The sequence below is a fragment of the Streptomyces morookaense genome (assembly GCF_013030945.1).
Taxonomy (GTDB): domain Bacteria; phylum Actinomycetota; class Actinomycetes; order Streptomycetales; family Streptomycetaceae; genus Streptomyces; species Streptomyces morookaensis.
In genome coordinates this window covers 115,906-142,897 of the sequence record NZ_JABBXF010000033.1, presented here as the reverse complement: position 1 = coordinate 142,897, position 26,992 = coordinate 115,906, and the positions used below count along the sequence as shown (strand labels likewise).

Below are 26,992 nucleotides of genomic sequence, written 5' to 3'. Positions count from 1 at the left end.
GGCGCAGTTCATGTAATGTTGTTCCCGCAACGCCGACCGGCAAGGAAACAAGCCGGGAAGCCGAGCGCTCGTAGCTTAACGGATAGAGCACTTGACTACGGATCAAGAGGTTGCAGGTTCGAATCCTGCCGAGCGCACAGCCGAGAAGCCGGTTTCCGGTCCTTCTCGACCGTCGCGGGGTGGAGCAGCTCGGTAGCTCGCTGGGCTCATAACCCAGAGGTCGCAGGTTCAAATCCTGTCCCCGCTACTAGATCGCAGGCCCGGTACTCAGGTACCGGGCCTGCGGCGTTTCCGCTATCCCTTCAGCGGCAGGATGTCCGCCAGCTCCCGCCACTGCGCCCGCGGCAGGGGCGCGTTCCGCTGGTCCGGCACCACGGCCTGCACGGCGAGGTGGTCGGCCCCGGCCGCCAGGAACTCGTCCACCCGCTTGCGGACGGCGTTCCCGTCGCCGAGCGCGAAGAGCGCGTCGACCAGGCGGTCGCTGCCGCCGTCGGCGAAGTCCGCCTCCTCGAAGCCGAGCCGCAGCAGGTTGTTGGTGTAGTTCGGCAGCGCCAGGTAGAGGGAGAGGAACTCGCGGGCCGTGGCCCGGGCCCGGGCGGGGTCCGTGTCGAGGACGATCTTCAGCTCCGGTGCGAGCACCGCCCCGGCGCCCAGCCGCTCCCGGGCCTGCGCCGTGTGCTCCGGCGTGACGAGGTACGGCACCGCGCCCGCCGCCCGGTCCCGCGCGAGCTCCAGCATCTTCGGGCCGAGCGCGGCCAGCAGCCGCTGCGAGGCGGGCAGCGGTACGGGCGCGCCGTCCAGGCCGTCCAGGTACGTCTGCATCGCGGAGTACGGGCGGGCGTAGCGCTCCGCGAGCTTCCCGTGGCTCACGCCGAGTCCGAGGACGAACCGTTCCCGCAGGGCGGGGGCGAGTGCCGCGTACTGCGCGGCCACGTCGGCGGCCTCGTAGGTCCAGATGCTCAGGATGCTGGTGCCCACGGTCACCCGCTCCGTCGCCTCCAGGAGGTGTGCCGCCTGGTGGACGCCGGGGCTGCCGCCGATCCAGAGGGTGCCGTAGCCGAGCTCCTCCAACTCCCGTGCCGCCTCGCCGACTTCGCCGAGCCGCTCGGGCCCGTCCACGCGGAGCGCGCCGCTCCAGATGCCGATGGTTCCCAGTGCTGTGTCCAGTGCCATGATCATGAAAACTGGAGGTGCCATCCGGTTATTCCCGGGGGTCCGGGGCCGGATTCTCAGAGGTTTCACAGAATGCGGAAAGGGCGCTCTCACCCGCCCCCGGCACCATCGGGTGCCATGACGCCGACCTCCGGCCCGCCCAGCGGGCGCACCCAGCTGTTGCACGACGACGGAAGTCCCGTACGCGTCCTGGTCGTCGACGACGAGGCCTCCCTGGCCGACCTCCTCCGGCTCGCCCTCCGCTACGAGGGGTGGGACGTGCACACCGCGGCCGACGGGGCCGAAGCGGTGCGCCGCGCGCGGGAGTTCCGCCCGGACGCGGTGGTCCTCGATGTGATGCTGCCCGACATGGACGGCCTGGCCGTGCTCGCCCGGCTGCGGCACGAACTGCCGGATGTGCCGGTGCTCTTCCTCACCGCCAAGGACTCCGTGGAGGACCGGATCGCCGGGCTCACGGCCGGCGGCGACGACTACGTCACCAAACCCTTCAGCCTGGAGGAGGTCGTCGCCCGGCTGCGCGGACTGCTGCGCAGGTCCCGCGCCGTGGCGCCGCGCAACGAGTCCGTGCTGCAGGTCGGCGACCTGGTCCTGGACGAGGACAGCCACGAGGTCTCCCGCGGCGGCACCGACATCCACCTGACCGCCACCGAGTTCGAGCTGCTGCGCTTCCTGATGCGCAACCCGCGCCGGGTGCTCAGCAAGCCGCAGATCCTGGACCGGGTGTGGTCCTACGACTTCGGCGGCCAGGCCAACGTCGTCGAGCTCTACATCTCCTACCTGCGCAGAAAGATCGACGCCGGCCGCGAGCCCATGATCCACACCCGGCGCGGCGCCGGCTACCTGATCAAGCCGGCCATCCCCGCGTGATCCACCGCCCCCGTCCTCTGCGCAACCGTCCCCTGCGCACCCGGCTCGTCGTCTCCACGGTCGCCCTGGTGGCCGTCGTCTGCGCGGTGATCGGCACGGTCACCACCATCGTGCTGCGCAGCTACCTCTATGGACAGCTCGACGCCCAGCTGCGCGAGGTGGCCGTGCGCGCCGCGGGCCGCAGGCCGCCGGAACCGCACGAGAACCCGCTGCGCTTCGTGCGGGGCGGCGGCCAGCCGCTGGGCACGGTCGGCGCGCTCCTCGGCGCCGACGGACGGGTGCGGCAGTCGGCCGTGAGCACCCCGCCGGACTCCTCCTCCTGGCCCGGCGACGACGCCCTCGAACCGCTCACCGACGCCCAGGGCGACGCGCTCGTCCGGCTCGACCGCGACGGCCGGCCGCACGACGTCGACCTGCCGGGGCGCGGGCAGTACCGGGCCCGGTCCGTCGCCGCCCCCGACGGCACCGTCTTCCTCGTCGGCATCCCGACCACGGCAGCCCAGGACACCCTGGAGACGCTGGTGGTCGTCGAGTTGTGCGTCTCCGGCGCCGCGCTCGTGGCGGCCGGGATCGCGGCCGCGGCCACCGTGCGCATCGCCATCCGGCCGCTGCGCCGCGTCGCCGCCACCGCCACCCGCGTCGCCCAACTGCCCCTGCACAGCGGCGAGGTGGCCCTGCACGAGCGGGTGCCCGACGCCGAGGCCGATCCGCGCACCGAGGCCGGGCAGGTCGGTGCGGCGCTCAACCGTATGCTGGGGCACGTCGGTTCGGCGCTGTCGGCGCGGCAGGAGAGCGAGACCCGGGTCCGGCAGTTCGTCGCCGACGCCAGCCATGAGCTGCGCACGCCGCTCGCCTCCATCCGCGGCTACGCCGAACTCACGCGCAGGGGCGCCGAGGAGATCGGCCCCGACACCCGGCACGCCCTCGGGCGCATCGAGTCGGAGGCCCGCCGGATGACCGATCTGGTGGAGGATCTCCTGCTCCTCGCCCGCCTCGACTCCGGCCGCCCGCTCTCGTCCGCGGACATCGACCTCTCTCCGCTCGTGGTCGATGCCGTGAGCGATGCGCGGGCGGCCGGGCCCGACCACAGCTGGCGGCTGGACCTGCCGGACGCGCCCGTCTGCGTGCGCGGCGACCCGGCGCGGCTCCAGCAGGTGCTGGTCAATCTGCTGGCCAATGCCCGTACGCATACGCCGGCCGGGACGACGGTGACCGCGCGGGTTCGGGGTGACGGCTCATGCGCCGTGCTGGAGGTCGAGGACGACGGGCCCGGTATCCCGGCCGACCTGTTGCCGCACGTCTTCGAGCGGTTCGCCCGGGGGGATGCGAGTCGCTCGCGCGCGGGCGGCGGGACGGGGTTGGGGCTGGCCATTGTGCGGGCTGTTGTCGATGCGCACGGGGGCGGTGTTTCCGTCAGCAGTAGGCCGGGGCGGGGCACCGTTTTCACGGTGCGGTTGCCTGCGTAGGGCCCGCGCCCCTTACGGGGCGCACCCCCTTTCACAGGCGCCCCACAGGGCGATCACACGGTCACGACAGCGCCGCCCGACAGGGTCACCGCATGACCGACTGCCCAACGCTTCCAGCCCGTTCACCGCTGCGCGTCCGGCCGACGGCGACCGTGCTCGACGTCGTCATCCCGGTGTACAACGAGGAGGACGACCTCGAAGCCTGCGTCCGGCGGCTCCACGCACACCTGACGGACACCTTCCCGTACGGCTTCCGCATCACCATCGCCGACAACGCCAGCACCGACAGCACGCCCGAGGTGGCGGCCGAGCTCGACGACGCGATCGAGGAGGTCAGCGCCGTACGGCTGGAACAGAAGGGCCGCGGACGGGCGTTGCGCACCGTCTGGTCGCTCTCCGGGGCGCCCGTCCTGGCCTACATGGACGTCGACCTGTCGACCGACCTCAACGCCCTGCTGCCGCTGGTCGCCCCGCTGATCTCCGGCCACTCCGACCTCGCCATCGGGACCCGGCTGGCCGGGGGGTCGCGCGTGGTGCGCGGCCCCAAGCGGGAGTTCATCTCCCGCGCCTACAACCTCGTGCTGCGCACCGGGCTCGCGGCGCGCTTCTCCGACGCGCAGTGCGGCTTCAAGGCGATCCGCAAGGACGCGGCCGAGGCGCTGCTGCCGTTGGTCGAGGACACCGGCTGGTTCTTCGACACCGAACTGCTCGTGCTGGCCGAGCGGGCGGGGATGCGCATCCACGAGGTGCCGGTGGACTGGGTCGACGACCCGGACAGCTCGGTGCACATCGTGCGCACCGCCACCGAGGACCTGCGCGGCGTCTGGCGGGTCGGCCGCGCGCTGGCCACCGGGGCGCTGCCGCTGGAGCGGCTGCGCAGGCCGTTCGGCGACGACCCGCGCGACCGCGGTGTGCCGGGCGTGCCACGCGGTCTGGCCGGGCAGTTGGTGGGCTTCTGCACCGTCGGCGCGCTGAGCACGCTGGCCTATCTGGGCCTGTACACACTGTTCCGGATGGGCATGGGGCCGCAGCCCGCCAACGCGCTGGCGCTGCTGCTGTCGGCCGTGGCCAACACCGCCGCCAACCGGCGGCTGACCTTCCGGGTGCGGGGCCGCGAGCGGGCGGTGCGCCAACAGGCCCAGGGCCTGGTCGTGTTCGCCATCGGGCTGGCCCTCACCAGCGGCTCCCTGGCCGCCCTCGGCGCGGCCGGCGGCAGCGCCTCGCACGGCGCCGAGCTCTCGGTCCTGATCGTGGCCAACCTCGCGGCGACGGCGCTGCGATTCCTCCTGCTGAGGGCCTGGGTGTTTCCACAGGCTGTGCACAACGAGACGTCCGGGAGCCCCCGTTGATCATCCGACGCCCCAACCCCGCACTGCTCGTCCTCCTCGCGGCCACTGCCGCGCTGTATCTGTGGGACCTCAGCGCGTCCGGCTACGCCAACCAGTTCTACGCCGCCGCCGCGCAGGCGGGCAGCGCCAGTTGGAAGGCCTTCTTCTTCGGCTCCTCCGACGCCGCGAACTCCATCACCGTCGACAAGCCGCCCGCCGCGATGTGGCCCATGGGCCTGTCCGTCCGGCTCTTCGGGCTCAGCTCGTGGTCGGTCCTGGTGCCCGAGGTGATCATCGGCGTCGCCGCGGTCGGCGTGCTGTACGCCGCCGTGCGGCGGCACTTCGGTGCGGCCGCGGGGCTGCTGGCGGGCGCGGTGCTCGCGCTCACCCCGGTCGCCGCGCTGATGTTCCGCTTCGACAACCCCGACGCGCTGCTGTGCCTGCTCATGGTGTGCGCCGTCGCGTGCGTGCTGCGGGCGCTGGAGCACGCGAGCACCAAGTGGCTGATGCTGGCCGGGCTCTGCTTCGGGCTGGGCTTCCTGACCAAGACCCTGCAGGCCTGGCTGATCCTCCCGGCACTGGCCCTGGTGTACCTGGTGTGCGCGCCGACGCGGCTGCTGCGCCGGGCGGTTCAGCTCCTCCTCGCCGGGCTGGTGCTGGTCGTGTCCGGCGGCTGGTGGGTCGCGGTCGTCGAGCTCATGCCGGCCGCGTCGCGCCCGTACGTCGGCGGTTCTCAGCACAACAGCTTCCTGGAGCTGACCTTCGGCTACAACGGCCTCGGCCGCATCAACGGCAACGAGACCGGCAGCGTCGGCGGCGGCCATGGCGGCGGCGGTCACGGCGGGGGCTGGGGTCAACCCGGCATCGGGCGGCTGTTCGCCCCGGACACGGGCGGCCAGATCGCCTGGCTGCTGCCGGCCGCCTTGGTGCTGCTGGTGGCGGCGCTGTGGCTGCTGCGGCGCGCGGGACGTACGGATATCCGCCGGGCGGCGTTCCTGGTCTGGGGCGGTGCGCTGCTGATGACCGCTGCGATCTTCAGCTTCATGTCGGGAATCTTCCACCAGTACTACACGGTGGCCCTGGCCCCGTACGTGGCCGCGCTCGTCGCCATGGGCGCCGCGGTGCTGTGGGAGCGCCGGGCGGTGTCGCTGCTCGCGCTGGTGACGACGGGGTCGGCGGGGTGGGCGTACGTCCTGCTGGGCCGTACCCCGCACTGGCTGCCGTGGCTGAAGTGGGCCGTCCTGGCGGTCGGCGTGGCCGCCGGCGTCGCCCTGCTGCTCGTGCGCCGCGGCGAGGGCCGCGGGGTGCGCCGGGCCGCGGCGCTCGCGGTGGCCGGTGTGCTGGCGGGGCCGTTCGCGTACACGCTGAACACCGTCGGCTCCGCGCACGGCGGCTCGATCGTGACGGCGGGCCCGGCCGTCCGGGGCGGCGGTGGGTTCGGCCGCTTCGGCGGCGGGCACGGCAAGCCGGGCGGCCGGGGCTTCCCGGGAGGCTTCCCCATGGGCGGCTTCGGGCCGCGTACCGGCGAACGGCCCGGCGGGCCGGGCGGGTTCGGCGGCGGCATGGCCGGACTGCTCGGCGGACAGCGGGTGAGCCCGGCGGCCGCGGCGGCGGTGGCGAAGGACGCCGGGAAGTACACCTGGGCCGCGGCGACCGTCGGTTCGCAGAGCGCGGCGGGCTACCAACTCGCCACGCAGCGGCCCGTGATGCCCATCGGCGGCTTCAACGGCAGCGACCCCTCGCCCACGCTCGCGCACTTCCGGCAGCTGGTGAAGGACGGACGGATCCACTGGTTCATCGCCTCCGGCGGCGAACGGGGCGGCCGGGGCGGCAAGGGCGGCGACCGGGGCGGCCGCGGTACGGCCGCGGAGATCACGGCGTGGGTGCAGGGGCACTTCGCCGAGGTCACGGTGGGGGGTGCGACCTTCTACGACCTGACGCGGAGCGTATGACCGCACGAAAACTCGCTTGTACGGCGTAGAGCAACCCTTGTACGGTGTACGACGCACGCCAGTCGTACACCGTACAAGGGGGAATACGCATGACGGCGACGACCGCCGGCTCACCCGGCACCGAGGCCGCAGTGCGGCCACCACGCAACCCGGCCCGCTGGATGATCCTCGGCGTCATCTGCCTCGCACAGCTCACGGTGCTGCTGGACAACACCGTGCTCAACGTGGCCATCCCGTCCCTCACCGAGGAGATGGGCGCCGCCACGTCCGATGTGCAGTGGATGCTGAACGCCTACTCGCTGGTGCAGGCCGGACTGCTGCTGACCGCGGGCAACGCCGCCGACCGCTACGGGCGCAAGAAGATGCTCGCCACGGGCCTCGGCCTCTTCGGCATCGGCTCGCTGCTGGCGTCGCTCTCCACGACCACCGGGGAACTGATAGCCGCCCGCGCGGGCATGGGCGTCGGCGGAGCGCTGCTGATGACCACCACCCTGGCCGTCGTCGTCCAGGTCTTCGACGACGAGGAGCGCCCGAAGGCCATCGGCCTGTGGGGCGCGGTGAGTTCGCTCGGCTTCGCCGCCGGGCCGCTCATCGGCGGCGCCCTGCTCGACCACTTCTGGTGGGGCTCGATCTTCCTGATCAACCTGCCGGTGGCCCTGATCGGCCTGGTCGCGGTGCTCAAGCTCGTCCCCGAGTCGAAGAACCCCTCCGGCGACCGGCCCGACCTGCTGGGCGCCCTGCTCTCGACGATCGGCATGACCGGCATCACCTTCGCGATCATCTCCGGCCCCGTGCACGGCTGGACGTCCGCGCGCGTGCTGCTGTCGGCCGCGGTCGGCGCCGTCGCGCTGGCGGGCTTCGCACTCTGGGAGCGCCGCATCCCGTATCCGATGCTGGACATGCACTTCTTCCGCAACAGCCGGTTCGTCGGCGCGGTCGCGGGCGGCATCCTCGTCGCCTTCGGCATGGGCGGCTCGTTCTTCCTGCTCACCCAGCACCTGCAACTCGTCCTGGGCTACGGCCCGCTGGCGACTGGCCTGCGCATGACCCCGCTCGCCCTGGTCATCGTCGTCCTCAACCTGACGGGCGTGGGCGCCCGGATGCTGCCGAAGGTGGGCACCCCGGTGGCCATCGCGGGCGGCATGGGCCTGCTGGCGGCCGGCCTCGCGGCCATCGCGACGCTCGGTGCGCACGGGTACGGGGGCATGCTGCTGGGCCTGGTCCTGATGGGCACCGGTATCGCCCTGTCCATGCCGGCGATGGCCAACGCCATCATGTCGGCGATCCCGCCGGAGAAGGCGGGCGTCGGCGCCGGTGTCAACGGCACGCTGCAGGAGTGCGGCAACGGGCTGGGCGTGGCGGTGCTGGGCGCGGTCCTCAACTCGCGCTTCGCCGGGCTGCTTCCCGCGGTTGCGGCGGGGGCCGGGTCGTTGCCGGCGGCGTTGGAGCGGGTTCGTACGCCTGCGCAGCGGGCGGCTGTCGCGGACGCGTTCGCCTCCGGCGTGCACACCAGCCAGCTGGTCGGTGCCGCCGCGGTGTTCGCCGGCGGTGTGGTGGCCGCGGTGCTGCTGCGCAGGGCCGAGCGGGCCGGGGCGCCGGGCTCCTGACGGGGCGCGGCAGGGGGGCGGTTCTGCGGGCGCGGGTCCGCCGTGGTTGCTCGCGCAGTTCCCCGCGCCCCTTCGGGGCGCGCCCACCGCCTAGCATTCCGCATAACGCACCACCGAGAGGAACCCCGGGTATGAGCAAGGGCAAGGCCCCGCACACCAGTGTCTGGCTGAGCGGGAAAGCCGGCGCCCCGAAACACCGGAGCAGTGCCGGAGGCGAAGGGCTCGACCGGGACCGGATCGTCGCCGCCTCCATCCGCCTGCTGGACGCGGAGGGCCTGGCCAAGTTCTCGATGCGGAAGCTCGCGTCCGAGCTCGGTGTGACCGCCATGTCGGTCTATTGGTACGTCGACAACAAGGACGACCTCCTCGAGTACGTCATGGACGAGGTCAGCGCCGAGATGCGTCTCCCGGACCCGGCCGACGAGTCCGAGGACTGGCGCGACCAGCTGCGCCTGCTCGCCCGCGAGTACCGCGCGATGCTGCTCGCCCACCCCTGGATGCCCCAGCTCGTGGGGCAGTACCAGAACATCGGGCCGCGGGCGATGAAGTTCGCCGACACCGCGCTGGGCGTGATGCGCCGCTGCGGCGTGCCGCCGGAGTCCATGTCGGGCGCGATCTCCGCGCTGTTCCAGTTCGTCTTCGGCTACAGCACGGCCTGGGGCCTCTACCGGGAGCGCTGCAAGGCGGCGGGCCTGGGCGAGGAGGAGTACTACCAGGACGTCCTGGACGCGGTCACGAACCGGTCCGACCTCATGGAGACGTACAAGGAGTCGGCCGCGATGCTCCGGGCCCGCGACACCGACACGGTCGAGCAGATGTTCACGAAGGACTTCGAGTTCGCGCTGGAGACGGTGGTCGCCGGCATCGAGGTGATGCGCGACCGCGTCCTCGCCCTGCAGGAGCAGCAGAACGCCTAACGCATAAGGCCCCGGGGGCGGTGCGCCGACAGGCCGTCCCCTGCCTGTCGAAAGCGCACACCGCCGCTCCGGGGCCGTGCGCCGGGAACCGTTCTTGCCGTTCTGTTCCCGGCTCCGCCGAGGGGCGCGCTCTCCGCTCAAGCGCGCGCCCCGCGGCGGGGTCCGTCAGCCGGCCTGCCGGGCCGGCTCCTCCGCCTTCGCCGCCGCGCCGGCCGTCTCGCCGGTGGCGACCCGGCTCTTCAGCGCGACCTCCTTGATGAAGAGCGTCACGATGAAGGCGATCAGCGCGCAGGGCGCCGCGTAGAGGAACACGTCGCCGACGCCGTGCCCGTAGGCGCCCTCGATCACCGAGCGGATCGGCTCCGGAAGCGCGGACGGCTTGGGGATGTCCCCGCCGGAGCCCTGTGCCGCCAGGGCCGCGCCCTTGGGGCCGAGGGCCATGAGGCCGTCCTTGACGTAGTCCGTGACCCGCGTGGCGAGCACCGCGCCGAGCGCGGAGACGCCGACCGCACCGCCGAGGGAGCGGAAGAAGGTCACCACGGAGCTCGCGGCGCCGAGGTCCTGCGGGGCGACCTGGTTCTGCGTGGCGAGCACCAGGTTCTGCATCATCATGCCGATGCCGAGGCCCATCAGCGCCATGTAGATCGCCAGGTGCCAGTACGGGGTGTCGTAGCGCATCGTGCCCAGCAGGCCGAGGCCGGCCGTGAGCAGCAGACCGCCGGAGACCAGCCAGACCTTCCAGCGGCCGGTCTTCGTGATGATCTGGCCCGAGACGGTGGAGGAGATGAACAGGCCGCCGATCATCGGGATCGTCAGCACACCGGACATGGTCGGCGTCTTGCCGCGCGCCAGCTGGAAGTACTGCGAGAAGAAGACCGTGCCGACGAACATCGACACACCGACGAAGAGACTCGCGAGGGAGGCGAGGGCGATCGTCTTGTTGCGGAACAGCCGCAGCGGAATGATCGGTTCGGCCGCCCTGGACTCGACGAACAGGAAGATCGCGGCGAGCACGACCGCGCCGCCGACCATCGCGAAGGTCGTCCCGGAGATCCAGGCGTAGTCGGACCCGGCCCGGGTCACCCACACCAGCAGCAGGGTCACCGCGGCGGTGATGAAGAAGGCACCGGCCCAGTCGACCTTCACGTCCCGCTTCACCACGGGCAGCTTCAGCGTCTTCTGCAGCACGATCAGCGCGAGGACCGCGAAGGGCACGCCGACGTAGAAGCACCAGCGCCAGCCGAGCCAGGAGGTGTCGGTGATGACGCCGCCCAGCAGCGGGCCGCCGACGGTCGCGACGGCGAAGGTCGCACCGAGGTAGCCGCTGTACCGGCCGCGCTCGCGCGGGGAGATCATCGCCGCCATGACGATCTGGGCGAGCGCCGACAGACCGCCGACGCCGATGCCCTGGATCGCGCGGCAGGCGATCAGCATGCCGGTGTTCTGCGACAGACCGGCCGCCGCCGAACCGGCGACGTAGATCACCAGGGATATCTGGACCAGCAGCTTCTTGCTGAAGAGGTCCGAGAGCTTGCCCCACAGCGGGGTGGAGGCGGTCATCGCGAGCAGCGAGGCCGTCACGACCCAGGTGTAGGAGGACTGGCTGCCGTGCAGGTCGTGGATGATCTCCGGCAGGGCGTTGGAGACGATCGTCGACGACAGAATGGCCACGAACATGCCGAGCAGCAGTCCGGAGAGCGCTTCCATTATCTGACGGTGCGTCATCGGGGCGCCGGAGCCGGGTGCGGCTCCCTTGTCGGCCTGGCCGCCCCGCACACCGGATGGTGTGGTCGTGGTCATGGACTTCCTGTTCTCGGTCGGGGTTCCGGAAGCGACGGGGCGCTTCTAGACGGTGATGTGTGCGGGTGCAGGGGACATCCGGTCCGGTGCCGGCTCGCGCGAGGGCGGCGGGCACTGGCCGAAGCTTTCGCGGAGCCGCGCCAGCAGGCCGGCGAGGAGGGCGACGTCGCCGTCGGACCAGTCGCTCAGGCAGCCGGCCAGCGCGGCGGCGTGCCGCCGGGAGACCTCGTCCAGCAGGGCCTCTCCGGCGGGGGTGAGGCAGACCAGCCGGGAGCGCTTGTCGAGCGGGTCCGGCGTGCGGTCGAGCCAGCCGTGTGCGGCGGCGTGGGAGACGTGCCGGCTGGTCACCGACATGTCGATGGCGAGCAGCTCGGCCAGCTTGCTCATCCGCATCTCGCCGAACCGCGCCAGCAGGGTCAGCATGATCGCCGTGGCGGGGGAGCAGCCCTCGGGGAGGACCCGGCCGATACCGCGCCGGACCGCGCCGAGGGCGCCGAGCTGGCGGGCCAGCTCTTCGTAGTGCTCCTGTGCGGCCATCGGCTTGCCGGCTCCTCTGGGTCTGTTCTGTCCTGGATATCAGTTGCTTGGGGCAACCGTATGGCCGATTGGTTGCTGAAGGCAAATGAAAAAGGGTGATTGTCGGGTAAAGGGATCCTCAAGGATCGCTGGGGTCCCGGTAAAGGTGCAGGCCCGGGTGTGCGGGGCCCTCGGGCTTCGCTAGGGTCCTGGCCTATGGCCAACCCCCATCAGCAGAACCCCCAGGGCGAGTACGACCCCGCGGGCAGCACTCAGATGTTCCGTGCCTTCGTGGACGAGAGCGCCGGTGCGCCGGCCGCGCCGGCGGTCGGCGGCAGGGCCGCCGCTCGTGCGGCGAGGGACTCGGGTCCCCGTGTCGGCATGATCCTCGGTGTGATCGTGGCGATCGTCGTCGTCGCCGGAGCCGCCTGGCTCGCCCTCAGCTGAGGCGGCCCGACCCTGACGGGTCCGGATCCGGGGTGGGTGACGGGGCGCGGTACGGCGTGTTCGTCACCGTGATGTCCCGGGTCTCCATGTGCATGCCGGGCGGGACGCGCCAGGCGTCCACGCATACCGTCCACGTCTGCCGTGCGGTTCGCCGCGGGGCGATCGGGACCGGGAGCGGGCGGGTGGACGCGATCGTCGCCCAGTCGTGGCCGGTCGCATCGAGGATGTGTGTGCCGAGGACGACCGTGCCCTGGGTGGCCGGGACGCTGCCGCTGGTGTTGGTGAACGCCAATGTGACGTCCTCGCACCAGGGTTGCTCGCGCGGTGTGCGCTGCGGTTCCCCGATGGCGATCGCCGGTTCCGGTGACGTCGACGGCGAGGGTGACGGCTTCGGCGTCGTTGCCGGTGACGGCGGAGGGGATGGCCTGGGCGAGGGCCGGGCCGAGGGCCTGGGCGAGGGCGATCTGGAAGGGCCGGAAGGGGTGGGGCTCGGCGAGGGCGACGGGTCCAGTGGGACGAACTCCACTGCGCCCGTGGGTGGTACGGCCTGGGACACGTCGGGCCCGGCGGCCCCCGTGGCGACATAACCCTCTCGGTCGCTGCCGCCGCAGCCCGTGATCAGTGCGCCCAGGCATAAGGCTGTGGCCGAGGCGGAAGTGAGTGTCCTCCGGCGCATCGGACCAGTGTTGCTGATGACGCGTCAGGTTGGCCAGGGGCTGCTCGGGGCCTTCGTCGGCTGCGGGCCGGCTGTGGTTGCTCGCGCAGTCCCTCCCCCAGCTACCGCTGGGGGTACCCCCAGCGCCCCTGACGGGGCCCCTGACGGGGCGCGTGCGGGGCGCCCCCTGGCGGGGCGCTCAGTCCGCGATCAGGCCCTCCCGGAGCTGGGCCAGCGTGCGCGTCAGCAGACGCGAGACGTGCATCTGCGAGATGCCGACCTCCTCGCCGATCTGCGACTGCGTCATGTTGGCGAAGAAGCGCAGCATGATGATCTGCCGTTCCCGCGGGGGCAGTTTGGCCAGCAGGGGCTTGAGGGACTCGCGGTACTCCACGCCCTCCAGGGCCGTGTCCTCGTACCCCAGCCGGTCCGCGAGGGAGCCCTCGCCGCCGTCGTCCTCGGGGGAGGGGGAGTCCAGCGAGCTCGCCGTGTAGGCGTTGCCCACGGCCAGGCCGTCGACCACGTCCTCCTCGGAGACGCCCAGGCAGAGCGCCAACTCCGGGACGGTGGGCGAGCGGTCGAGCTTCTGCGCCAGTTCGTCGCTGGCCTTGGTGAGGGCGAGGCGCAGCTCCTGGAGGCGCCGCGGCACGCGCACGGACCAACTGGTGTCCCGGAAGAAGCGTTTGATCTCGCCGACCACGGTGGGCATCGCGAACGTCGGGAATTCGACCCCGCGTTCGCAGTCGAAACGGTCGATGGCCTTGATCAGGCCGATCGTCCCGACCTGGACGATGTCCTCCATCGGCTCGTTGCGGCTGCGGAAGCGGGCGGCCGCGTAGCGCACGAGGGGGAGGTTGAGTTCGATGAGGGTGTCGCGGACGTACGTCCGCTCGGCACTGTCCCGCTCGAGCGTGGCGAGCCGCAGGAAGAGGGAGCGGGAGAGGGTGCGGGTGTCGATGGGTTCGCAGGCGTCGAGCACTGCGGGCGGTGCGTCGTTGGCGAGCACCTTTGCGCTGCCCAGGTCTACGGACATGCCACCCCCTTGAGGTCGCGGACGGGTCACAGCAGCTCCCTCGTGCGAGGGTTTACAGCCTCCACCTGAATACCGGAGGCTGCGCTGCGGCAAACGCAGTTCCTGCAGAATGTCACATGTCGGCAACACGCTGTAGCGTCAAGTCGACTTATCTTCCCCAGGACACCGGGGATGGTGTCACCCGCGGGGGTTAGGCGTCGATTCGATTTGCGGAGCGCAGCCGGGCGAAGCTCCGCGACAGCAGCCGGGACACATGCATCTGGGACACCCCCAGCTCCGCGCTGATCTGCGACTGCGTCAAGTTGCTGTAGTAGCGCAGTAGGAGGATGCGCTGTTCGCGCTCCGGCAGCTGTACGAGCAGATGCCGTACGAGATCGCGATGCTCCACCCCCGCCAGCGCCGGGTCCTCGTAGCCGAGCCGGTCCAGCAGACCGGGCAGGCCGTCGCCCTCCTGGGCGGCCTCCAGCGAGGTCGCGTGGTACGAGCGGCCCGCTTCGATGCAGGCCAGGACCTCGTCCTCGCCGATCTTCAGCCGTTCGGCGATCTCGGCCGTGGTCGGGGAGCGCCCGTGCAGCACCGTCAGGTCCTCGGTGGCGCCGTTCACCTGCACCCACAGCTCGTGGAGGCGGCGCGGGACGTGCACGGTGCGGACGTTGTCGCGGAAGTAGCGCTTGATCTCCCCGACCACGGTCGGCATGGCGAAGGTCGGGAACTGCACCCCGCGGTCGGGGTCGAAGCGGTCGATGGCGTTGATGAGGCCGATGGTGCCGACCTGGATCACATCCTCCATCGGCTCGTTGCGGCTGCGAAAGCGCGCTGCGGCGTACCGCACGAGGGGGAGGTTGGCTTCGATCAGGGCGGCTCGCACGCGGGCGTGCTCCGGCGTGCCCGGTTCCAGGCCGGCGAACTCCTTGAAGAGCACCTGGGTCAGCGCCCGGGCGTCGGCGCCCCGGCTCTCACGGGTGCGGGGGGCGGTGTCCGGGGTGATGTCCGGGTCGGTGTCGATGTCGGGAGTGGTGTCCGGCGTCGGGTCGTCGTCCGGTACGGAGGCGGGGGGTGGGGGTTCTGTGTCGGAGGCGGTACGGGCCGGCACGGTCACACCCCTTCAGGAACCTTGACAATGCGGTCAACTCTCCGGCAAAAGCGGTCATAGCATCACAAGACATGTCCAGAGTGTGCAAGCACCGCAAGGCGTCGTGTTCCTATGGAAAAGCCCCTCACCGTGACGGTGAGGGGCTTGGCGCGAAAGGGCCCTGCGGAGGCCTCAGAACGGGTAGTCCGCGATCACCCACGTGGCGAATTCCCGCCACTGGGCGACGCCCGCTTGGTGGGCCGGGTGCTCCAGGTACCGCTGCAGCGCCGCGGTGTCCTCGACGGAGCAGTTGATGGCGTAGTCGTAGGCGATCGGGCGGTCCGAGATGTTCCAGGCGCATTCCCAGGAGCGCAGCTCCGGAATGGCCTGCTCCAGCGCCTCGAAGGCCTCGACGCCGGCGATCACGCGCGGGTCGTCGCGGCGGACGCCCTCGTTGAGCTTGAACAGGACGAGATGACGGATCACAGCGGGGCCGTGCCTTCCGTGCCGGTGCGGGTCACTTGATCAGCTGGGTCATGAACTCGCCGATGCTGGTGGCGGCGTCCGAGATCCCCTGGAACCCTATCTGGACCAGCTCCGCGGCCCGGGCCGGGGAGTGGATCACGGTGTACGCCACGAAGACGGCGAGGGCCCAGAGGGCCACCTTCTTTGTCTGCACCATGACGCACTTGCCTCCCCTGCCGTACCGCTCGCGCGGGCGGTCGGGTGAGTCTAACCGCACATGTGCGCGAAGCGCTTTTAGGGACCTATGGCCCTGGGGGGTGGGGTCCTTTGCCTGCCGTTTGCGTGCGGGGCGGGAGGGAGGATGGGGGCGTGCCGTGCGGATCTGGCAGGAATGCGCCGGCACGCCGGATGCGGGCCTCACTGCGGGGTCCGGGACGCGTCCCCCGACTGCGGCCCGGGCTTTGAGGACGTGTCCCCTCGGGGGAAGCGGTTTGTCCCCCCGATACCGCTTCCCCTACGGGGGGTTTGCTGCGTTTTGCTGGTGCGGGTCGGCTTGGGTTGCTCGCGCAGTTCCCCGCGCCCCTTACGGGGCGCCTCCCTGGTTCGTCGGCTGCGGGCCGTCCTGGGCTGATCGCGCAGTTCCTCCCCCAGCTACCGCTGGGGGTGCCCCCAGCGCCCCTTACGGGGCGCCGAACTCCTCGTCCAGCAAGGCCCGCAGGGCCCCCGCCTCTGCCGCCCCCCGGCGCTCCAGGAGTTCGTGTGCCTCGCGCAGGTGGCCCTGTGCCGGGCGGGGTTCGCCCAGGGCGAGGAGGGCCCTTCCTCTTGCCCAGAGGGCCAGGGCGCGGCAATACGTCGCGCCCGTCCCGGCTTCCAGCGTCAGTGCCCGCTCCGCGTCCGTCACCGCGTCCCGGTTGAGGTGCTGGTCCAGGCGGCAGTGGGCCAGGCGGGCCCACAGCAGGGCCTCCTCGCGCGGGGGCAGCGGCAGCGTCAGCGCCTCGCGCAGGCGGTCCGTCGCGGTGGCGGTGCGGCCCGCCCGCAGCAGGGTGCGGCCGGATTCGGTGAGGGCGTGCACCAGCGTGGGCACGTGGCCCAGCGCACGCGCCTCCTCCGTCGCCCTGCCGACCGCCTCCACCGCTTCGTCGGTCCGGCCCAGCGCCGACAGCGCACCCGCCCGGTCGGCCAGCGCCTCGGCCGCGTGCGTCGGCGAGCCCTCCGCGCGGAACGCCTCCTCGGCCCGGGTCAGCAGCGGCAGGGCCTCCTCGGGGCGGCCCATGGCCAGGAGGACGGCGCCGTGTTCGTGCGAGGCCAGGGCGAGCGTCAGGGGGTCCGGCTCGGCCAGTCGCACGCTGTCGCGCAGTTCGGCCTCGGCACGCCCGTACGTGTCCGGCCCGAGGCGGGGCGCGCCCAGCAGCCGCAGGGCGCGGGCGGCGCTGATGTCGTCGCCGTCCTTGCGGGCGCGGTCCAGGGCCTGCCGGGCCGGGGGCTCCAGGTCCGCGTGGAGCCCGGTGCCGGCGAGGAGTTGTCCCCAGGTCGTCAGGAGGTCCGTCGCCGCGCGGATGCCGCCGGGGACGTCCAGGCGCAGCACCTGGTCGACGGTGGCGAGCAGGTGCGGGTGGGCGTCGCGCAGCCAGCCGGCCGCGGCGGCCTTGTCGTGGAGGGGCTGCCCCGCGACGGAGGGACGGCGCACATGCCGGGGGACGGGGCTGTCCGGGCGGTGGTGCAGCAGCGCGTTCGCCGCGGTGGCCAGGTGGTGGTCCAGCAGGCGCAGCAGCGCGGCGTCACGGACCGGCGGACTGTCGGTGTGCTCGCTCTGCAGGCGGGCGAAGGACTTCAGCAGGTCGTGGTGGCGGTGCCGGTCCGGGGCCACGGGCTGCAACAGGCCTGCCTCCGCGAGGGAGTTCGTGAGGGCGGCCGCCGCCCGGGCGTCGGTGTCCAGGACGGCGGCCGCCGTCGCCGTGTCGAAGGACGGGGCGTCGGCCAGTGCCAGCAGCCGGAAGGCGCGGGCCTGTTCGGGGTCCAGTGCGTCGTACGCGGCGTGCAGGACGTCCGCGCCACCGGCCGGCAGCGGCACAAGTCCGGCCGCGATGCGCACCGTCAGGGGCAGTCCCGCGCAGGACTCCAGGACGGCGGCCGCGTCGGGGCACGGGCGGCCCGCGATCGTCTCCAGCATGTGGAGGGCCTCCGCACCGGTCAGCGGGGGTACGGGGATGCCCTCGTCGAGCGGGGTGCTGCTGGTGATCAGGACGGTGCAGCCGGGGGAGTCGGGGAGGAGGGGGCGCAGCTGCTCCGCGTCGCGGGCGTCGTCCAGGAGGACGAGGGCGCGGCGGCCGTGCAGCAGGGAGCGGTAGAGGGCCGTGCGGTGCTCCTCGCTTTCCGGGACGGCCTGTTGGTCGACGCCGAGCGCGTGCAGCAGCTGGGCCAGGGCGGTGGCCGCGTCGACCGGGGCGGGGTCGGTGCCGCGCAGGTCCAGGTGGAGCAGGCCGTCGGGGTGGGCGTGCCGGAGGGCGTGGGCCGCGTGGACGGCCAGGGTGGTCTTGCCGACGCCCGCGGGGCCGGTGAGGGCGACGGGGCCGCGCGCCGATGCGTCCTTGATGCGTGCGAGGAGTTCCTCGCGGCCGGTGAAGTCCCGTATATCGGGCGGGAGCCCGTCCGGAGCGGCGCCCGCGGGCGTGCCGGGCGCCGGGGCCGAGAGGGTGCCGTCGCCCGCGAGGATCCGGTCGCGCAGGCGGGTGAGCCCGGGGCCCGGCTCCGGGGCGGCGTCGAAGACGGCCAGCGCCTCCGCCTGCCGGCCGCTGCGGTCCAGGGCGAGCATGAGCAGGGCGCGCGGGCGTTCGCGCAGCGGGTGGTCGGCGACCAGCGCGCGCAGGTCGGCGACGGTCTCGGCGTGTTCGCCCGCGGCGATGGCGCAGTCGAGCAGGTCCTCGCGGGCGGCGGCGTGGAGGTCGTCGAGCCGGGCCCGCTCCTGCTCGGCGTACGGGCCCGGGAGGCCGGCCAGGGCGGTGCCGCCCTCCCACAGGGCGAGGGCGGCACCGAGCCGCTCCCGGGCGGTGGCCAGGTCGCCGGCCTCGCGGGCGGCGGCGGCCGCGGCACGGTGCGCGTCGAAGACGGTGGCGTCGAGGGCCTCCGGGCTCGTCCGCAGTGACCAGGCGCCGTTCTCCGAGCGCAGGACGTCCTCGCCGAGGGTGGCGCGCAGGCGGGAGATGCAGGTGCGCAGGGTCCGGCCTGCGCCCTCGGGGAGTGTGTCGCCCCAGAGGGCCGCGGCGAGTTCACGGGTGGTCGTGGGCCGGCCGCCGAGGAGCAGCACGGCGAGGACCGCGCGCTGGACGGGGGAGCCGACGGGGAGGGGATGGCCGTGGTGCTCGGCGCGTACGGGGCCGAGCAGATGGAAGCGGAGGCCGTTGTGCGAGTCCATGGATGCCCTGCCCTTGGGGTGTCTTCGCGCCCCTTCGGGGCGCTGGTGACTGTCCGGAACGTCCCGAAATGCACCTTACCGCCCGGGCGGGCAGCCCGCTCCGCGTCAGTCGACTCCCTGCGCGAAGCGGAAGAAGCCGTACGGGTCGTACGCCCGCTTCACCGCCTGGAGACGCGGATAGTTCCGGCCGTAGTACGCCTCCCGCCAGCCGCGCAGCGCCGGGTCCATGTAGTTCTGGTACGAGCCGCCGTTCGAGTACGGGGCGATCGCCGCGTAGCCGCGGTCCACCCAGGCCTGGGCGGCGTCGCGGGCGCCGTCCGGTGCCGTCAGGCCCAGCTGGTAGTCCGCCTCGAAGAGCACGTCCCGGTGGACGAACGCGGTCGCCTCCGGCGCCGGCGCACCGGTCTCCCCGCCGTACGCGAAGAAGCCCAGGAACCGGAACTGGCCCGGCCGGACGTCCGCCGCGAAGGCCGCCAGCGCCTCCGTGGTGGCCCGCCGGCCCCACGGGCGCGTGAAGAAGAGGTTCCGGCCCGTCACGAAGTGGTCGCGCGGCAACTGCGCCCGGGGCGACCAGCCGACCCGGTGGCACTGGTCCACGGTGCGGTCGGCGCAGCCGAAGACCCTCATCATCCCGGCGCGGTAGGGGAGTTCGGCCGATTCACGGCTCACCGGCTGTGCGCCGGCCGCGGCGACCAGGCGGTCCAGCAGGGCGTCGGCCGCCGCCTGCGGGCCCGCGTAGGTGCCGCTCACCTGGACCGACGGCTCCGCACCGGAACCGGTGTCCAGCTGGACCGTGAGCTCCGACGCCAGCTCCACCGGCGCCGCCGCGATCCACTGCTGCCACGCCTCGACCGCCTCCGGTGCGGCCCGCCACGGCAGCACGAGGGTGAAGACGACCATCGAGGGCAGCTGCGTCGGGCGCACCTCGTACTCCGTGACGATGCCGAAGTTGCCGCCGCCCCCGCCGCGCAGCGCCCAGAACAGGTCCGCGTTCTCGTGCTCCGAGGCGCACACCGTGCGGCCGTCCGCCAGGACGACCCGGGCCGAGACCAGGCGGTCGCAGCCCATGCCGAACTTCCGTGCGTGCGGCCCGAGTCCGCCGCCCAGCAGCCAGCCGCCGGCGGCCACGGTCGGGCAGGTGCCGCCCGCGACCTGGATGCCGTGCCGGTCCAGCGCCGTCACCACGTCCACGCCCTGGCAGCCCGGGCCCAGCCGGACCGTGGAGCGGTCCACGCGCACCGAGTCGAGCCGCGACACGTCGACGACCAGGCCCGGGGTCGTCGAGTAGCCCGCGAAGCTGTGGCCGCCGCTGCGGGCGGCGGTGGCCAGGCCGTGTTCCTGCGCGAAGCGGATGCACGCCTCGACGTCGGTGTTCGTCGTGCAGTACGCCACCGCCTGCGGGTTCACCGTGTCGTACTGGGCCAGTTGCAGCTGTTTGGCCACCCCGTAGCCGGGGTCGGCCGGCAGCACCAGGCGGCCGCCCAGCCGCTCGCGGAGCCGGGCCCACGGCACGGCGGGGCTGCCCGCGAAGGCGGTGGCGCCGAGCGCCGCGGCACCCGCCGCCAGGCTGCCGGCCGCACCGGCCCTGACGATCGAACGTCTGCTGATCACTGGCAACTTTCCCGTCGTCCATGCCATTTCCGGCCACGTACCGGCCGTGTTCCGGCCGTTTCCGGGAGGAAGCTATGCAGTGGTTCCGCGGAACTCCAGATGCAATGGCGGTGCGGGCCGTAGTCAGTCAAGTCGGCGGTACCGGGCGGAACTTCCGGTGGTGGTTCGTCCACCACCGGACCCGGCACGAAGGTGGCACATGCACCTGGGCACCGGGCGGTCATGGCGGGCAGTGTGGAGGAGTCAGCTTCGAGCCGCTTGCCGATCAGCCGAGACAGGAATTGCAATGAGCAGTGCTGCCCTGTATCCCGACGATGTCATAGCACCGAAGTACGCCGGCGCCCACGACGCCGTACTCGTCGAATTGTGTTCCGAGTTGTTCGCCTCTCTGCCGAGGAGCGACCAGCGCCGGAAGGGACGGGAATACCTGCAGGGACTGCTCGGCGGGCACGGCCGGAAGTCGATCCGGAATATCGCCGCCATTATCGGTGGTCCGGCCACCGAACAGAGCATGCACCATTTCATCTCCAGTTCCATCTGGGACTGGAATCCGGTGCGCCGGGCACTCGTCCGGCATCTGCTGCGCAGCGCGCCGCCGCAGGCGTGGGTGGTGCGGCCGATGGTGATTCCCAAGGGCGGCCGGCATTCCGTCGGCGTGGACCGGAAGTTCTTCCCGGCGCTCGGGCAGGTGCTCAACGCCCAGCAGGCGGTGGGCGTGTGGGCCGTCTCCGAGGAGATGGCCGCGCCCGTCAACTGGCGGCTGCACCTCTCGGACGACTGGCTGCGGGACGACGCGCGTCGCGCCCGGGCCGCCATTCCGGACTGCGCCCGCCCCGAGTCGCTGGGCGACTGCGCGGCGTCGGCCTTCCTGGAGACGGCGGGCTGGGGCGTGCCGGTGCGGCCCGTGGTGCTGGATGTGCCGGAGGCCGACACGTGGGCCGTGGTGCGGCGGTTGCGGGCGGCCGGGGTGCCGTGGCTGGTCCGGATCGGCAGCACGTTGCGGCTCACCGCCGCGGATCCGGCGCTGCCGGGGTGCCGGACGGAGGGCGTCACCGCGCACCAGATCATGACGGCGGCCGCCGGGATGCGGCGGCCCGTCCTGTGGTCGGACCACGACGCCGCCGAGACGCTGCGGACGAGCCTGGCGGCGGGCGTCCGGGTGCGGATGCCGGTGCGCGGGGTGCGGACGGTGCCGGTGCCGCCGCCCGTGCGGCGGGCGGGGGTCGGGGATCTGCGGCTGCTCGGCGAGTGGGAGCAGGGGCGGTCCGCGCCGGGTGAGCTGTGGCTCACGGACATGACGGGGCTGCATCCGGTTGCGCTGATGCAGCTGAGCAAGGTGACGCGGCGGGTCGACCGGGACTTCGCGGAGATCGCGGACCGGGTGGGCATCCGGGACTACACGGGGCGGTCGTACAAGGGGTGGCACCGGCATGTGACGTTGGCGTCCGCTGCGCATACGGTGGCCGCGCTGGGGCGGGGCGGGGCCGGGGCCGGTGCCGGCGGCGGGGGCGGTGCCGGGGGTGGTGTGGTGCCGGTGCCTCGGCTGCGGGTCGTCGGCGCCTGATCGCCGGGGGCGCCCTGGCTGTTCTTCGGGTGCGGGCCGGTGGGTGGCTGGGTCGCGCAGTTCCCCGCGCCCCTGAAGGGGCGCAGCTTGTTCTTCGGGTGCGGGTCGGCGCCCCTGACGGGGCGCAGTCGGAACCCGGCACGAGATCGCGCCCCGTCAGGGGCGCGGGGAACTGCGCGATCGGCCCCCACCGGCCCGCAGATGGTCACGGCACCCGCGGACGCCGCCCCCGCAACACGTGCTGGATGCGGCTCAGCCGCAACGCCAGTTGGATTTCGAAGGCGCGTTCCGGCTGCTGCCACTCCGGACCGAGCAGGTCGCCGATCCGCTCCAGGCGGCGCCCCACCGTGTTCGGGTGGACGTGCAGGCGTTCCGCCGTGCGGTTGATGCTGCCGCCCGCCGCGAAGTACGCGTCCAGCGTGCGCGTGAACTCCGTGTAGCGCTGCGTGTCGTACGCGACCAGCGGCCCGATCATCGAGCGGATGAACCCCTCGACGTCATGCGTGTCGGACAACAGCACGCCCAGGAAGCCGTGTTCGGCGGCCGACGTGAAGCCCCCCGTCGCGCCCAGCGCAATCATCGCCTCCAGGCAGCGCAGCGCTTCCTGGAAGGCGGCGGGCACCGCAGCCACCGAGGTGATGGGGCCGGAGGCGCAGACGGTCACCGGCCGTTCCAGCAGCGGGGCCAGGCCGCGGGAAACCTGTTCCGCCGCGGCCGTCGCATCGGTGCCCGGCACCAGCAGGACGGTGCAGCCGGCGTGCGTGCTCCTCAGGCCGTTCATGCGGCGCGCGTACGAGGACGCCCAGATGGCCGTCCGGTTGTCCGCGGCCTCGCCCTCGGGGCGGGCGACGACGACCACGTGCGGCCGGGCCAGGTCGATGCCCAGCCGGGCGGCACGTTCCTCGAACCGGCCCGCCGGGCGCTGCGGGCTGGTCAGCAGGTCGTCCAGCAGCCAGTCGTGGTCGTGGCCGGTGGCCGACGGCGCGGTGGTGTGCTGCAGGAGCAGCAGGGCGGCGACGGTCTGGGCGGTGAAGGAGAGCAGCTGCTCGTCCCCGTCGGCGAGCGGCCGGCGGGGGTGCAGCAGGAGCGTGCCCAGGTCCCGGTCGCCCGCGAGGAGGGGCGCGGCCCACAGGCCGCAGTCCAGCAGGATCGGTTCGCGCAGGGCGTGGGCGTCGACCATGGCGCGCAGCGTGTCGGCCTCGGACTCGGACCCGGCGGGCATCCCGTCCGCACCGGCCAGGATCCCGCCGTCGGGCGCGTGGACGCGCAGCGCGCCGTCCAGATGGCGGCCCGCCTCGTCGAGCAGGGCGGCCAGGCCGGCCCCGTCCAGCACGAGGGACATCAGCCTGCCGTGCACGGAGGCGGTGTCCCCCGCGGTGCGTCCGGGGGCGGAGAGGCAGTCGGCCGCCTGTTCCAGCATGCGGGTCTTCTCGATGGTGACGTCGGCGAGTTCGGCGAGGGAGGCCATGAGCGACACTTCGGCCGACGTGAACCAGCGCGTGCTGCGGCCCGCCACGTACAGCGTGCCGAACGGGCGGCTGCCGTCGGTGAGGGGGATCGCGGCGACGGCGTGAATTCCCTCGGATTTCAGCAGGGAATCGAGCGCGGGACTGTGCGCGAGTCTTTCGTCGGCTGCGACGTCGGGGGTCCAGAAAGGGGCGGTGCCGCCGCTCATGGCGGGGTCGTCGGGAATGCGGAGTCCGGTGCGGAGCGCCGTGGTGTGACCGTCGCAGGCACTGACGGTGACGGTGCCCGCGTCGCGGCCGAAGGCGGTGATCCAGGCGACGTCGAGATCGAAGAGCCGGCAGGCCTTGCGGGCCAGCACGGAAAGCAGGGAGGGCACGTCCTGGACGGTGGCGATGCCTTTTCCCGCCTCGATGAACGCGGTGAGCCGGGCCTCCTTGCGCTGTCTTCGCTCCGCCTGCGCGTAGACCGCGAGACCGAGCCGTTTCGCCGTTTCCAGTAATGCCAGGTCGGCTTCGCCCATGCCCTGCCGGCGGGCGTCGTCGACCAGCGACTCGAAGTGGCTTATCGGCGCCTCGGCGGCCAGCAATTCCAGGACGGTGAGCGCACTCGCACCGGCCTTCCTCCCCTGCGACACAATGCTTCCCATGTGGCCCCCCTATGGTGCAGCGCAAAGAATGATCGGCGTACGTGTCGGAAGCTACGCATCGAGTAATGGCCGAGTCAATGGGGTCCCAAGTCCCGTGGTGTGAAGGCCAGATGACGGGAGCATGCAGCAGTGACCGCGCCCGGAGCGGAGTATTTCCGTCCGGACACGGTCGGTACAGCGGCCCCAGCGGCCCGCCCGGTCAGGCCGGGCGCACCGAGAGCGGGTGGCGGAACACCTCGGCCGGGTCGTACACCCCCTTCACTGCTTGCAGACGGCGGTAGTTGTCCTTGAAGTACAGCGCGTGCCACGGCACGCCCGACGTGTTCTGCTCGGGGTCGGCGGTGTCGACGTCGGCGAAGTTGATGAAACAGCCGTCCGCGTTCCCGCCCGGGACGGGGGCGGGGACGCCGCCGGTCTTGGCGAATACCGCGCCGTAGCAGCGCCGCATCCAGGCGAGGGCCGCCTCGTCGAGCGCCGCGTCCTGCCAGGTGCTCATGAAGAGGACCTTCAGGACGGCATCGCGCTGGGCCGCGGCGGTGGCGTCCGGTGCGACGGCGGAGGTGCGGCCGCCGAAGGAGTCCAGGGCCACGAGGCTGCTGTCGTGGACGGCGTCCGCGTCGTCGAGGAAGTCGTACAGCGCGTCCGCCTGGTCGTCCGTGAACGCCCCCAGCAAATTGGCGGACTTGACCTTCTGGCGGCCGATCTCGGCATCCTGCGCGTCGGACAGCGCCTTCTTGGAGACGAGCCACGGCACGGTCTCGGTCGGCAGGACGACGGGGGAGAGGGCGGCGTCCCCGGTCACCTCGTCGAGGAAGTCCTGGAGCAGCTGCGCGGCGTCCGGGCGGTCGGCCTCGACGTGCGTGACGAGGACGGCGCCCATGTCCTGCCCCTCCTCCGGCCGCGGCCGCTGTCGGCCGAGCAGCACCAGGCTGGCGAAGAGGTGGACGCAGGGCGAGTCCGGTGCGCTGTTGCGCTCGTGCCAGCGGCCGTAGGCGCCGACGAGCGTGCGGAACGCGGGCTTGTCGAGCGTGGCGCGCGGGAACAGCACGGTGCTGGTGAGCATCTCGGCGGACGGGCGCGGGAGCAGCTGCTCCGGGTCGGTGCCGGTGGCGTCCGGGCTGCGGAACCAGTACCGGGTGACGATGCCGAAGCTGCCGCCGCCCCCGCCGGTGTGCGCCCACCACAGGTCGTGGTGCGGGTCGTCCGCGTCGCGGGTGGCGACGACGGCCCGGGCCTCGCCGGTGGCCGCGTCCGTCACGACCACCTCCAGGGCGTGCAGGTGGTCGACGATCAGCCCGTGCCGGCGGTTGAGCGACCCGTAGCCGCCGCCCTGGACGTGCCCGCCCAGGCCGACGGTGGCGCTGTTGCCGGCCGGGACGGCGACGCCCCAGCCCTCGTACAGCGTGCGGTACACGTCGTCGAGCCGGGCGCCCGCCTCGACCATGAAGGCGTTGCGCTCGGCGTCGAAGGCGACGGCGGTCATCTCGCCCAGGTCGACGACGAGTTGGGTGCCCGGGGCACCGCTGAAGTCCTCGTACCCGTGGCCGCCGCTGCGGACGGCTATGCGCTTGCCGCTGCGCAGGGCTTCGGTGACGGCCGCGACGACGTCGGCGGTCGACGTGGCGACGTGGAACGCCTCGGGGTTCGCGGTGAACCGCTTGTTGTTGCCGCGGGTGGTGAGGGCGGCGTAGCCGGGGTCGGCGGGGGTGATGGCGGTCACGGGCAGCCTTTCGGTATTCGACAGGAGAGGGGCCGCCCCCCGCGCCCCGGGGGAGTGGGCGCGGGGGACGGGGTTCAGGTGGTCTTGCGGCGGGGCCCCACCACCGCCAGCGTGAGCGCAGCGAGCACCGCTCCGATCCACAGCACGCTCGTCATGGCGATGTTGTCGAAGGCGAGGCCTCCCGCCAACGCCCCCAGTGCGATGGAGAAGTTGAACATCGACACGTAGAGAGAGGAGGCGGCCTCCGTGGCCTCGGGGGCGGCCTGGAGGATCCACGTCTGGAGGCTCACGGGGACGGCCCCGTAGCCGAGGCCCCACAGGATCAGCAGGACGATGCCCACGGCCATGCCGCCGCCGCCCAGCAGGGCGAACAGCACCATCGCGGCCGTCAGCACGACGGAGATGACCAGTACGATCCGCCGCACGTGCTGCGAAACCCGCGCTCCGGCCAGGAAGTTGCCGGTGATGCCGGCCACGCCGAAGATCAGCAGCATCATGCTGACCTTGCTGCCGTCCACGCCCGCGTCCTGCAGGATCGGGCGGACGAACGTGTACGCCACGAAGTGGCCCGTCACCAGCAGGAACGTGATCACGACCCCGACCCGCACACCGCGGTTCCGCCGGAGGACGCGCGGCAGTTCGGCGAACGTGAGGGACTCGTCGGCGGGCAGCGGCGGCAGCAGCAGGACCATGGCGCACAGCGAGGCGAGGCCGAGACCGCCGACGGCCGCGAACGCCGTGCGCCAGTCGCTGAGATCGCCGATCAGGGTGCCGGTCGGCACGCCCAGGACGGAGGCGGTCTCGACACCGCCGAAGATGATGGCCATGGCCCGGCCCACGTGCTCCTCGGGCACCAGGCGCAGGGCGATGCCGCCCGCGATGGCCCAGAAGCCGCCGACGGCTATGCCGATGAGGAAACGGGCGCCGAGGACGACCGCGAAGTGGTCGGCGAAGGCGGAGGCGAGGTTGGCGACGCCGACCAGGCCGACGAGGACGCCGAGGACGATGCGGCGGTCGACGCGGCCGGTCGCGACCGTCACGATGGGCGCGGAGAGCGCGGCGACCAGGCCGGGCACCGTGACCATCAGGCCGGCGGTGCCGTCCGAGACGTGGAGGGCTTCGCCGACCGGGGTGAGGAGGCCGACGGGGAGGAGCTCGGAGGTCATCAGACTGAAGATGCCGAGCGTGACGGCGGCTACGGCCAGCCAGCCCTTGAGCGGGGCTCTTCGGGGCTCCCCGGTGGTTATCGGGGTGTCCGTGGTGGTCATGGTGCG

The 26,992-nt window shown here is 72.6% G+C and carries 21 protein-coding genes, 2 tRNA genes and 1 pseudogene; 11 read left to right on the top strand and 13 right to left on the bottom strand.

Features of this window, described 5'->3' with window-relative positions; translation table 11 throughout:
• The first annotated feature begins 64 nt into the window (after positions 1-64).
• Both HG542_RS16510 and HG542_RS16505 read left to right on the top strand, forming a co-directional pair.
• Positions 65-137, top strand: a tRNA-Arg gene (locus HG542_RS16510).
• A gap of 36 nt (positions 138-173) precedes the next feature.
• Positions 174-247, top strand: a tRNA-Met gene (locus tag HG542_RS16505).
• A 47-nt stretch (positions 248-294) separates the two neighbouring features.
• Here HG542_RS16505 and HG542_RS16500 read toward each other — a convergent pair.
• Positions 295-1,173, bottom strand: coding sequence for an LLM class F420-dependent oxidoreductase (locus HG542_RS16500; protein ID WP_171082087.1), 879 nt, complete (start codon positions 1,171-1,173; stop codon positions 295-297).
• Positions 1,174-1,290: 117 nt separating this feature from the next.
• Between HG542_RS16500 and HG542_RS16495 the strand changes: the two genes are divergently transcribed.
• The 6 genes from HG542_RS16495 (at position 1,291) to HG542_RS16475 (ending at position 9,310) form a co-directional block, all read left to right on the top strand.
• Positions 1,291-2,040: a response regulator transcription factor gene (locus HG542_RS16495; protein ID WP_171082085.1), complete on the top strand. Its 750-nt coding sequence runs from the start codon at positions 1,291-1,293 to the stop codon at positions 2,038-2,040.
• Positions 2,037-3,506: a sensor histidine kinase gene (locus tag HG542_RS16490; protein ID WP_171081901.1), complete on the top strand. Its 1,470-nt coding sequence runs from the start codon at positions 2,037-2,039 to the stop codon at positions 3,504-3,506. Before HG542_RS16495 ends, HG542_RS16490 begins: the two co-directional genes overlap by 4 nt.
• Before the next feature lie 92 nt (positions 3,507-3,598).
• Entirely contained in the window at positions 3,599-4,855 is a 1,257-nt protein-coding gene (locus HG542_RS34530; RefSeq protein ID WP_190076251.1) for a bifunctional glycosyltransferase family 2/GtrA family protein, read from the top strand.
• The gene (locus HG542_RS34525; RefSeq protein WP_229922657.1) at positions 4,852-6,786 is read left to right on the top strand and encodes an ArnT family glycosyltransferase; all 1,935 of its coding nucleotides are present in this window, start codon (positions 4,852-4,854) and stop codon (positions 6,784-6,786) included. Before HG542_RS34530 ends, HG542_RS34525 begins: the two co-directional genes overlap by 4 nt.
• Positions 6,787-6,875: 89 nt before the next feature.
• On the top strand, positions 6,876-8,393 hold the full coding sequence (locus HG542_RS16480) for an MFS transporter (protein ID WP_171082083.1): 1,518 nt from the start codon (positions 6,876-6,878) through the stop codon (positions 8,391-8,393).
• Between the two features lie 131 nt (positions 8,394-8,524).
• Positions 8,525-9,310 (top strand): TetR/AcrR family transcriptional regulator, encoded by a 786-nt coding sequence (locus tag HG542_RS16475; protein ID WP_171082081.1) that lies wholly within the window; start codon positions 8,525-8,527, stop codon positions 9,308-9,310.
• 192 nt (positions 9,311-9,502) lie between these two features.
• On the opposite strand, the pseudogene HG542_RS16470 reads toward HG542_RS16475, so the two are convergent.
• Positions 9,503-11,035: pseudogene (locus HG542_RS16470) on the bottom strand (MDR family MFS transporter); the annotation flags it as partial.
• Between the two features lie 120 nt (positions 11,036-11,155).
• On the bottom strand, positions 11,156-11,647 hold the full coding sequence (locus tag HG542_RS16465) for a MarR family winged helix-turn-helix transcriptional regulator (protein ID WP_171082077.1): 492 nt from the start codon (positions 11,645-11,647) through the stop codon (positions 11,156-11,158).
• A gap of 195 nt (positions 11,648-11,842) precedes the next feature.
• Between HG542_RS16465 and HG542_RS16460 the strand changes: the two genes are divergently transcribed.
• Entirely contained in the window at positions 11,843-12,073 is a 231-nt protein-coding gene (locus HG542_RS16460; RefSeq protein WP_171082075.1) for a hypothetical protein, read from the top strand.
• Here HG542_RS16460 and HG542_RS35125 read toward each other — a convergent pair.
• Complete coding sequence (locus HG542_RS35125; protein WP_229922658.1) at positions 12,066-12,365, bottom strand: hypothetical protein; 300 nt, start codon at positions 12,363-12,365, stop codon at positions 12,066-12,068. The genes HG542_RS16460 and HG542_RS35125 overlap by 8 nt on opposite strands.
• Before the next feature lie 52 nt (positions 12,366-12,417).
• On the opposite strand from HG542_RS35125, the gene HG542_RS35120 reads away from it, so the two are divergent.
• Positions 12,418-12,660: a hypothetical protein gene (locus HG542_RS35120; RefSeq protein WP_229922659.1), complete on the top strand. Its 243-nt coding sequence runs from the start codon at positions 12,418-12,420 to the stop codon at positions 12,658-12,660.
• Between the two features lie 267 nt (positions 12,661-12,927).
• On the opposite strand, the gene HG542_RS16450 is transcribed toward HG542_RS35120, so the two are convergent.
• The 6 genes from HG542_RS16450 to HG542_RS16425 form a co-directional block, all read right to left on the bottom strand.
• Positions 12,928-13,761, bottom strand: coding sequence for an RNA polymerase sigma factor SigF (locus HG542_RS16450; RefSeq protein WP_171082071.1), 834 nt, complete (start codon positions 13,759-13,761; stop codon positions 12,928-12,930).
• A gap of 190 nt (positions 13,762-13,951) precedes the next feature.
• Complete coding sequence (locus HG542_RS16445; RefSeq protein ID WP_171082113.1) at positions 13,952-14,767, bottom strand: RNA polymerase sigma factor SigF; 816 nt, start codon at positions 14,765-14,767, stop codon at positions 13,952-13,954.
• Between the two features lie 258 nt (positions 14,768-15,025).
• Positions 15,026-15,319, bottom strand: coding sequence for a Dabb family protein (locus tag HG542_RS16440; RefSeq protein WP_171082069.1), 294 nt, complete (start codon positions 15,317-15,319; stop codon positions 15,026-15,028).
• A 31-nt stretch (positions 15,320-15,350) separates the two neighbouring features.
• The gene (locus HG542_RS16435; RefSeq protein WP_171082068.1) at positions 15,351-15,515 is read right to left on the bottom strand and encodes a hypothetical protein; all 165 of its coding nucleotides are present in this window, start codon (positions 15,513-15,515) and stop codon (positions 15,351-15,353) included.
• A gap of 462 nt (positions 15,516-15,977) precedes the next feature.
• On the bottom strand, positions 15,978-18,710 hold the full coding sequence (locus HG542_RS35680) for an AfsR/SARP family transcriptional regulator (protein WP_171082066.1): 2,733 nt from the start codon (positions 18,708-18,710) through the stop codon (positions 15,978-15,980).
• Positions 18,711-18,815: 105 nt separating this feature from the next.
• Complete coding sequence (locus HG542_RS16425; protein ID WP_229922660.1) at positions 18,816-20,321, bottom strand: FAD-binding oxidoreductase; 1,506 nt, start codon at positions 20,319-20,321, stop codon at positions 18,816-18,818.
• 286 nt (positions 20,322-20,607) lie between these two features.
• On the opposite strand from HG542_RS16425, the gene HG542_RS16420 reads away from it, so the two are divergent.
• Positions 20,608-21,885 (top strand): IS701 family transposase, encoded by a 1,278-nt coding sequence (locus tag HG542_RS16420; RefSeq protein WP_227723308.1) that lies wholly within the window; start codon positions 20,608-20,610, stop codon positions 21,883-21,885.
• 205 nt (positions 21,886-22,090) lie between these two features.
• Here HG542_RS16420 and HG542_RS16415 read toward each other — a convergent pair whose 3' ends face one another.
• The 3 genes from HG542_RS16415 to HG542_RS16405 form a co-directional block, all read right to left on the bottom strand.
• Complete coding sequence (locus HG542_RS16415; protein WP_171082062.1) at positions 22,091-23,998, bottom strand: helix-turn-helix domain-containing protein; 1,908 nt, start codon at positions 23,996-23,998, stop codon at positions 22,091-22,093.
• Between the two features lie 199 nt (positions 23,999-24,197).
• Positions 24,198-25,718 carry an FAD-binding oxidoreductase gene (locus HG542_RS16410; protein ID WP_227723306.1) on the bottom strand — a complete coding sequence of 507 codons (1,521 nt, stop codon included), beginning with the start codon at positions 25,716-25,718 and terminating at the stop codon, positions 24,198-24,200.
• A 74-nt stretch (positions 25,719-25,792) separates the two neighbouring features.
• Positions 25,793-26,986, bottom strand: coding sequence for an MFS transporter (locus HG542_RS16405; protein ID WP_171082060.1), 1,194 nt, complete (start codon positions 26,984-26,986; stop codon positions 25,793-25,795).
• Between the last annotated feature and the right edge of the window lie 6 nt (positions 26,987-26,992).

What these genes read in the sequence shown, in the direction of transcription:
- HG542_RS16500 (WP_171082087.1), bottom strand. Translation starts at nt 1,173, where the DNA reads ATGGCACTGGACACAGCACTGGGAACCATCGGCATCTGGAGCGGCGCG.
- HG542_RS16495 (WP_171082085.1), top strand. Translation starts at nt 1,291, where the DNA reads ATGACGCCGACCTCCGGCCCGCCCAGCGGGCGCACCCAGCTGTTGCAC.
- HG542_RS34530 (WP_190076251.1), top strand. Translation starts at nt 3,599, where the DNA reads ATGACCGACTGCCCAACGCTTCCAGCCCGTTCACCGCTGCGCGTCCGG.
- HG542_RS16480 (WP_171082083.1), top strand. Translation starts at nt 6,876, where the DNA reads ATGACGGCGACGACCGCCGGCTCACCCGGCACCGAGGCCGCAGTGCGG.
- HG542_RS16475 (WP_171082081.1), top strand. Translation starts at nt 8,525, where the DNA reads ATGAGCAAGGGCAAGGCCCCGCACACCAGTGTCTGGCTGAGCGGGAAA.
- HG542_RS16465 (WP_171082077.1), bottom strand. Translation starts at nt 11,647, where the DNA reads ATGGCCGCACAGGAGCACTACGAAGAGCTGGCCCGCCAGCTCGGCGCC.
- HG542_RS16460 (WP_171082075.1), top strand. Translation starts at nt 11,843, where the DNA reads ATGGCCAACCCCCATCAGCAGAACCCCCAGGGCGAGTACGACCCCGCG.
- HG542_RS35120 (WP_229922659.1), top strand. Translation starts at nt 12,418, where the DNA reads ATGGCGATCGCCGGTTCCGGTGACGTCGACGGCGAGGGTGACGGCTTC.
- HG542_RS16450 (WP_171082071.1), bottom strand. Translation starts at nt 13,761, where the DNA reads ATGTCCGTAGACCTGGGCAGCGCAAAGGTGCTCGCCAACGACGCACCG.
- HG542_RS16435 (WP_171082068.1), bottom strand. Translation starts at nt 15,515, where the DNA reads ATGGTGCAGACAAAGAAGGTGGCCCTCTGGGCCCTCGCCGTCTTCGTG.
- HG542_RS35680 (WP_171082066.1), bottom strand. Translation starts at nt 18,710, where the DNA reads ATGGACTCGCACAACGGCCTCCGCTTCCATCTGCTCGGCCCCGTACGC.
- HG542_RS16420 (WP_227723308.1), top strand. Translation starts at nt 20,608, where the DNA reads ATGAGCAGTGCTGCCCTGTATCCCGACGATGTCATAGCACCGAAGTAC.
- HG542_RS16415 (WP_171082062.1), bottom strand. Translation starts at nt 23,998, where the DNA reads ATGGGAAGCATTGTGTCGCAGGGGAGGAAGGCCGGTGCGAGTGCGCTC.
- HG542_RS16405 (WP_171082060.1), bottom strand. Translation starts at nt 26,986, where the DNA reads ATGACCACCACGGACACCCCGATAACCACCGGGGAGCCCCGAAGAGCC.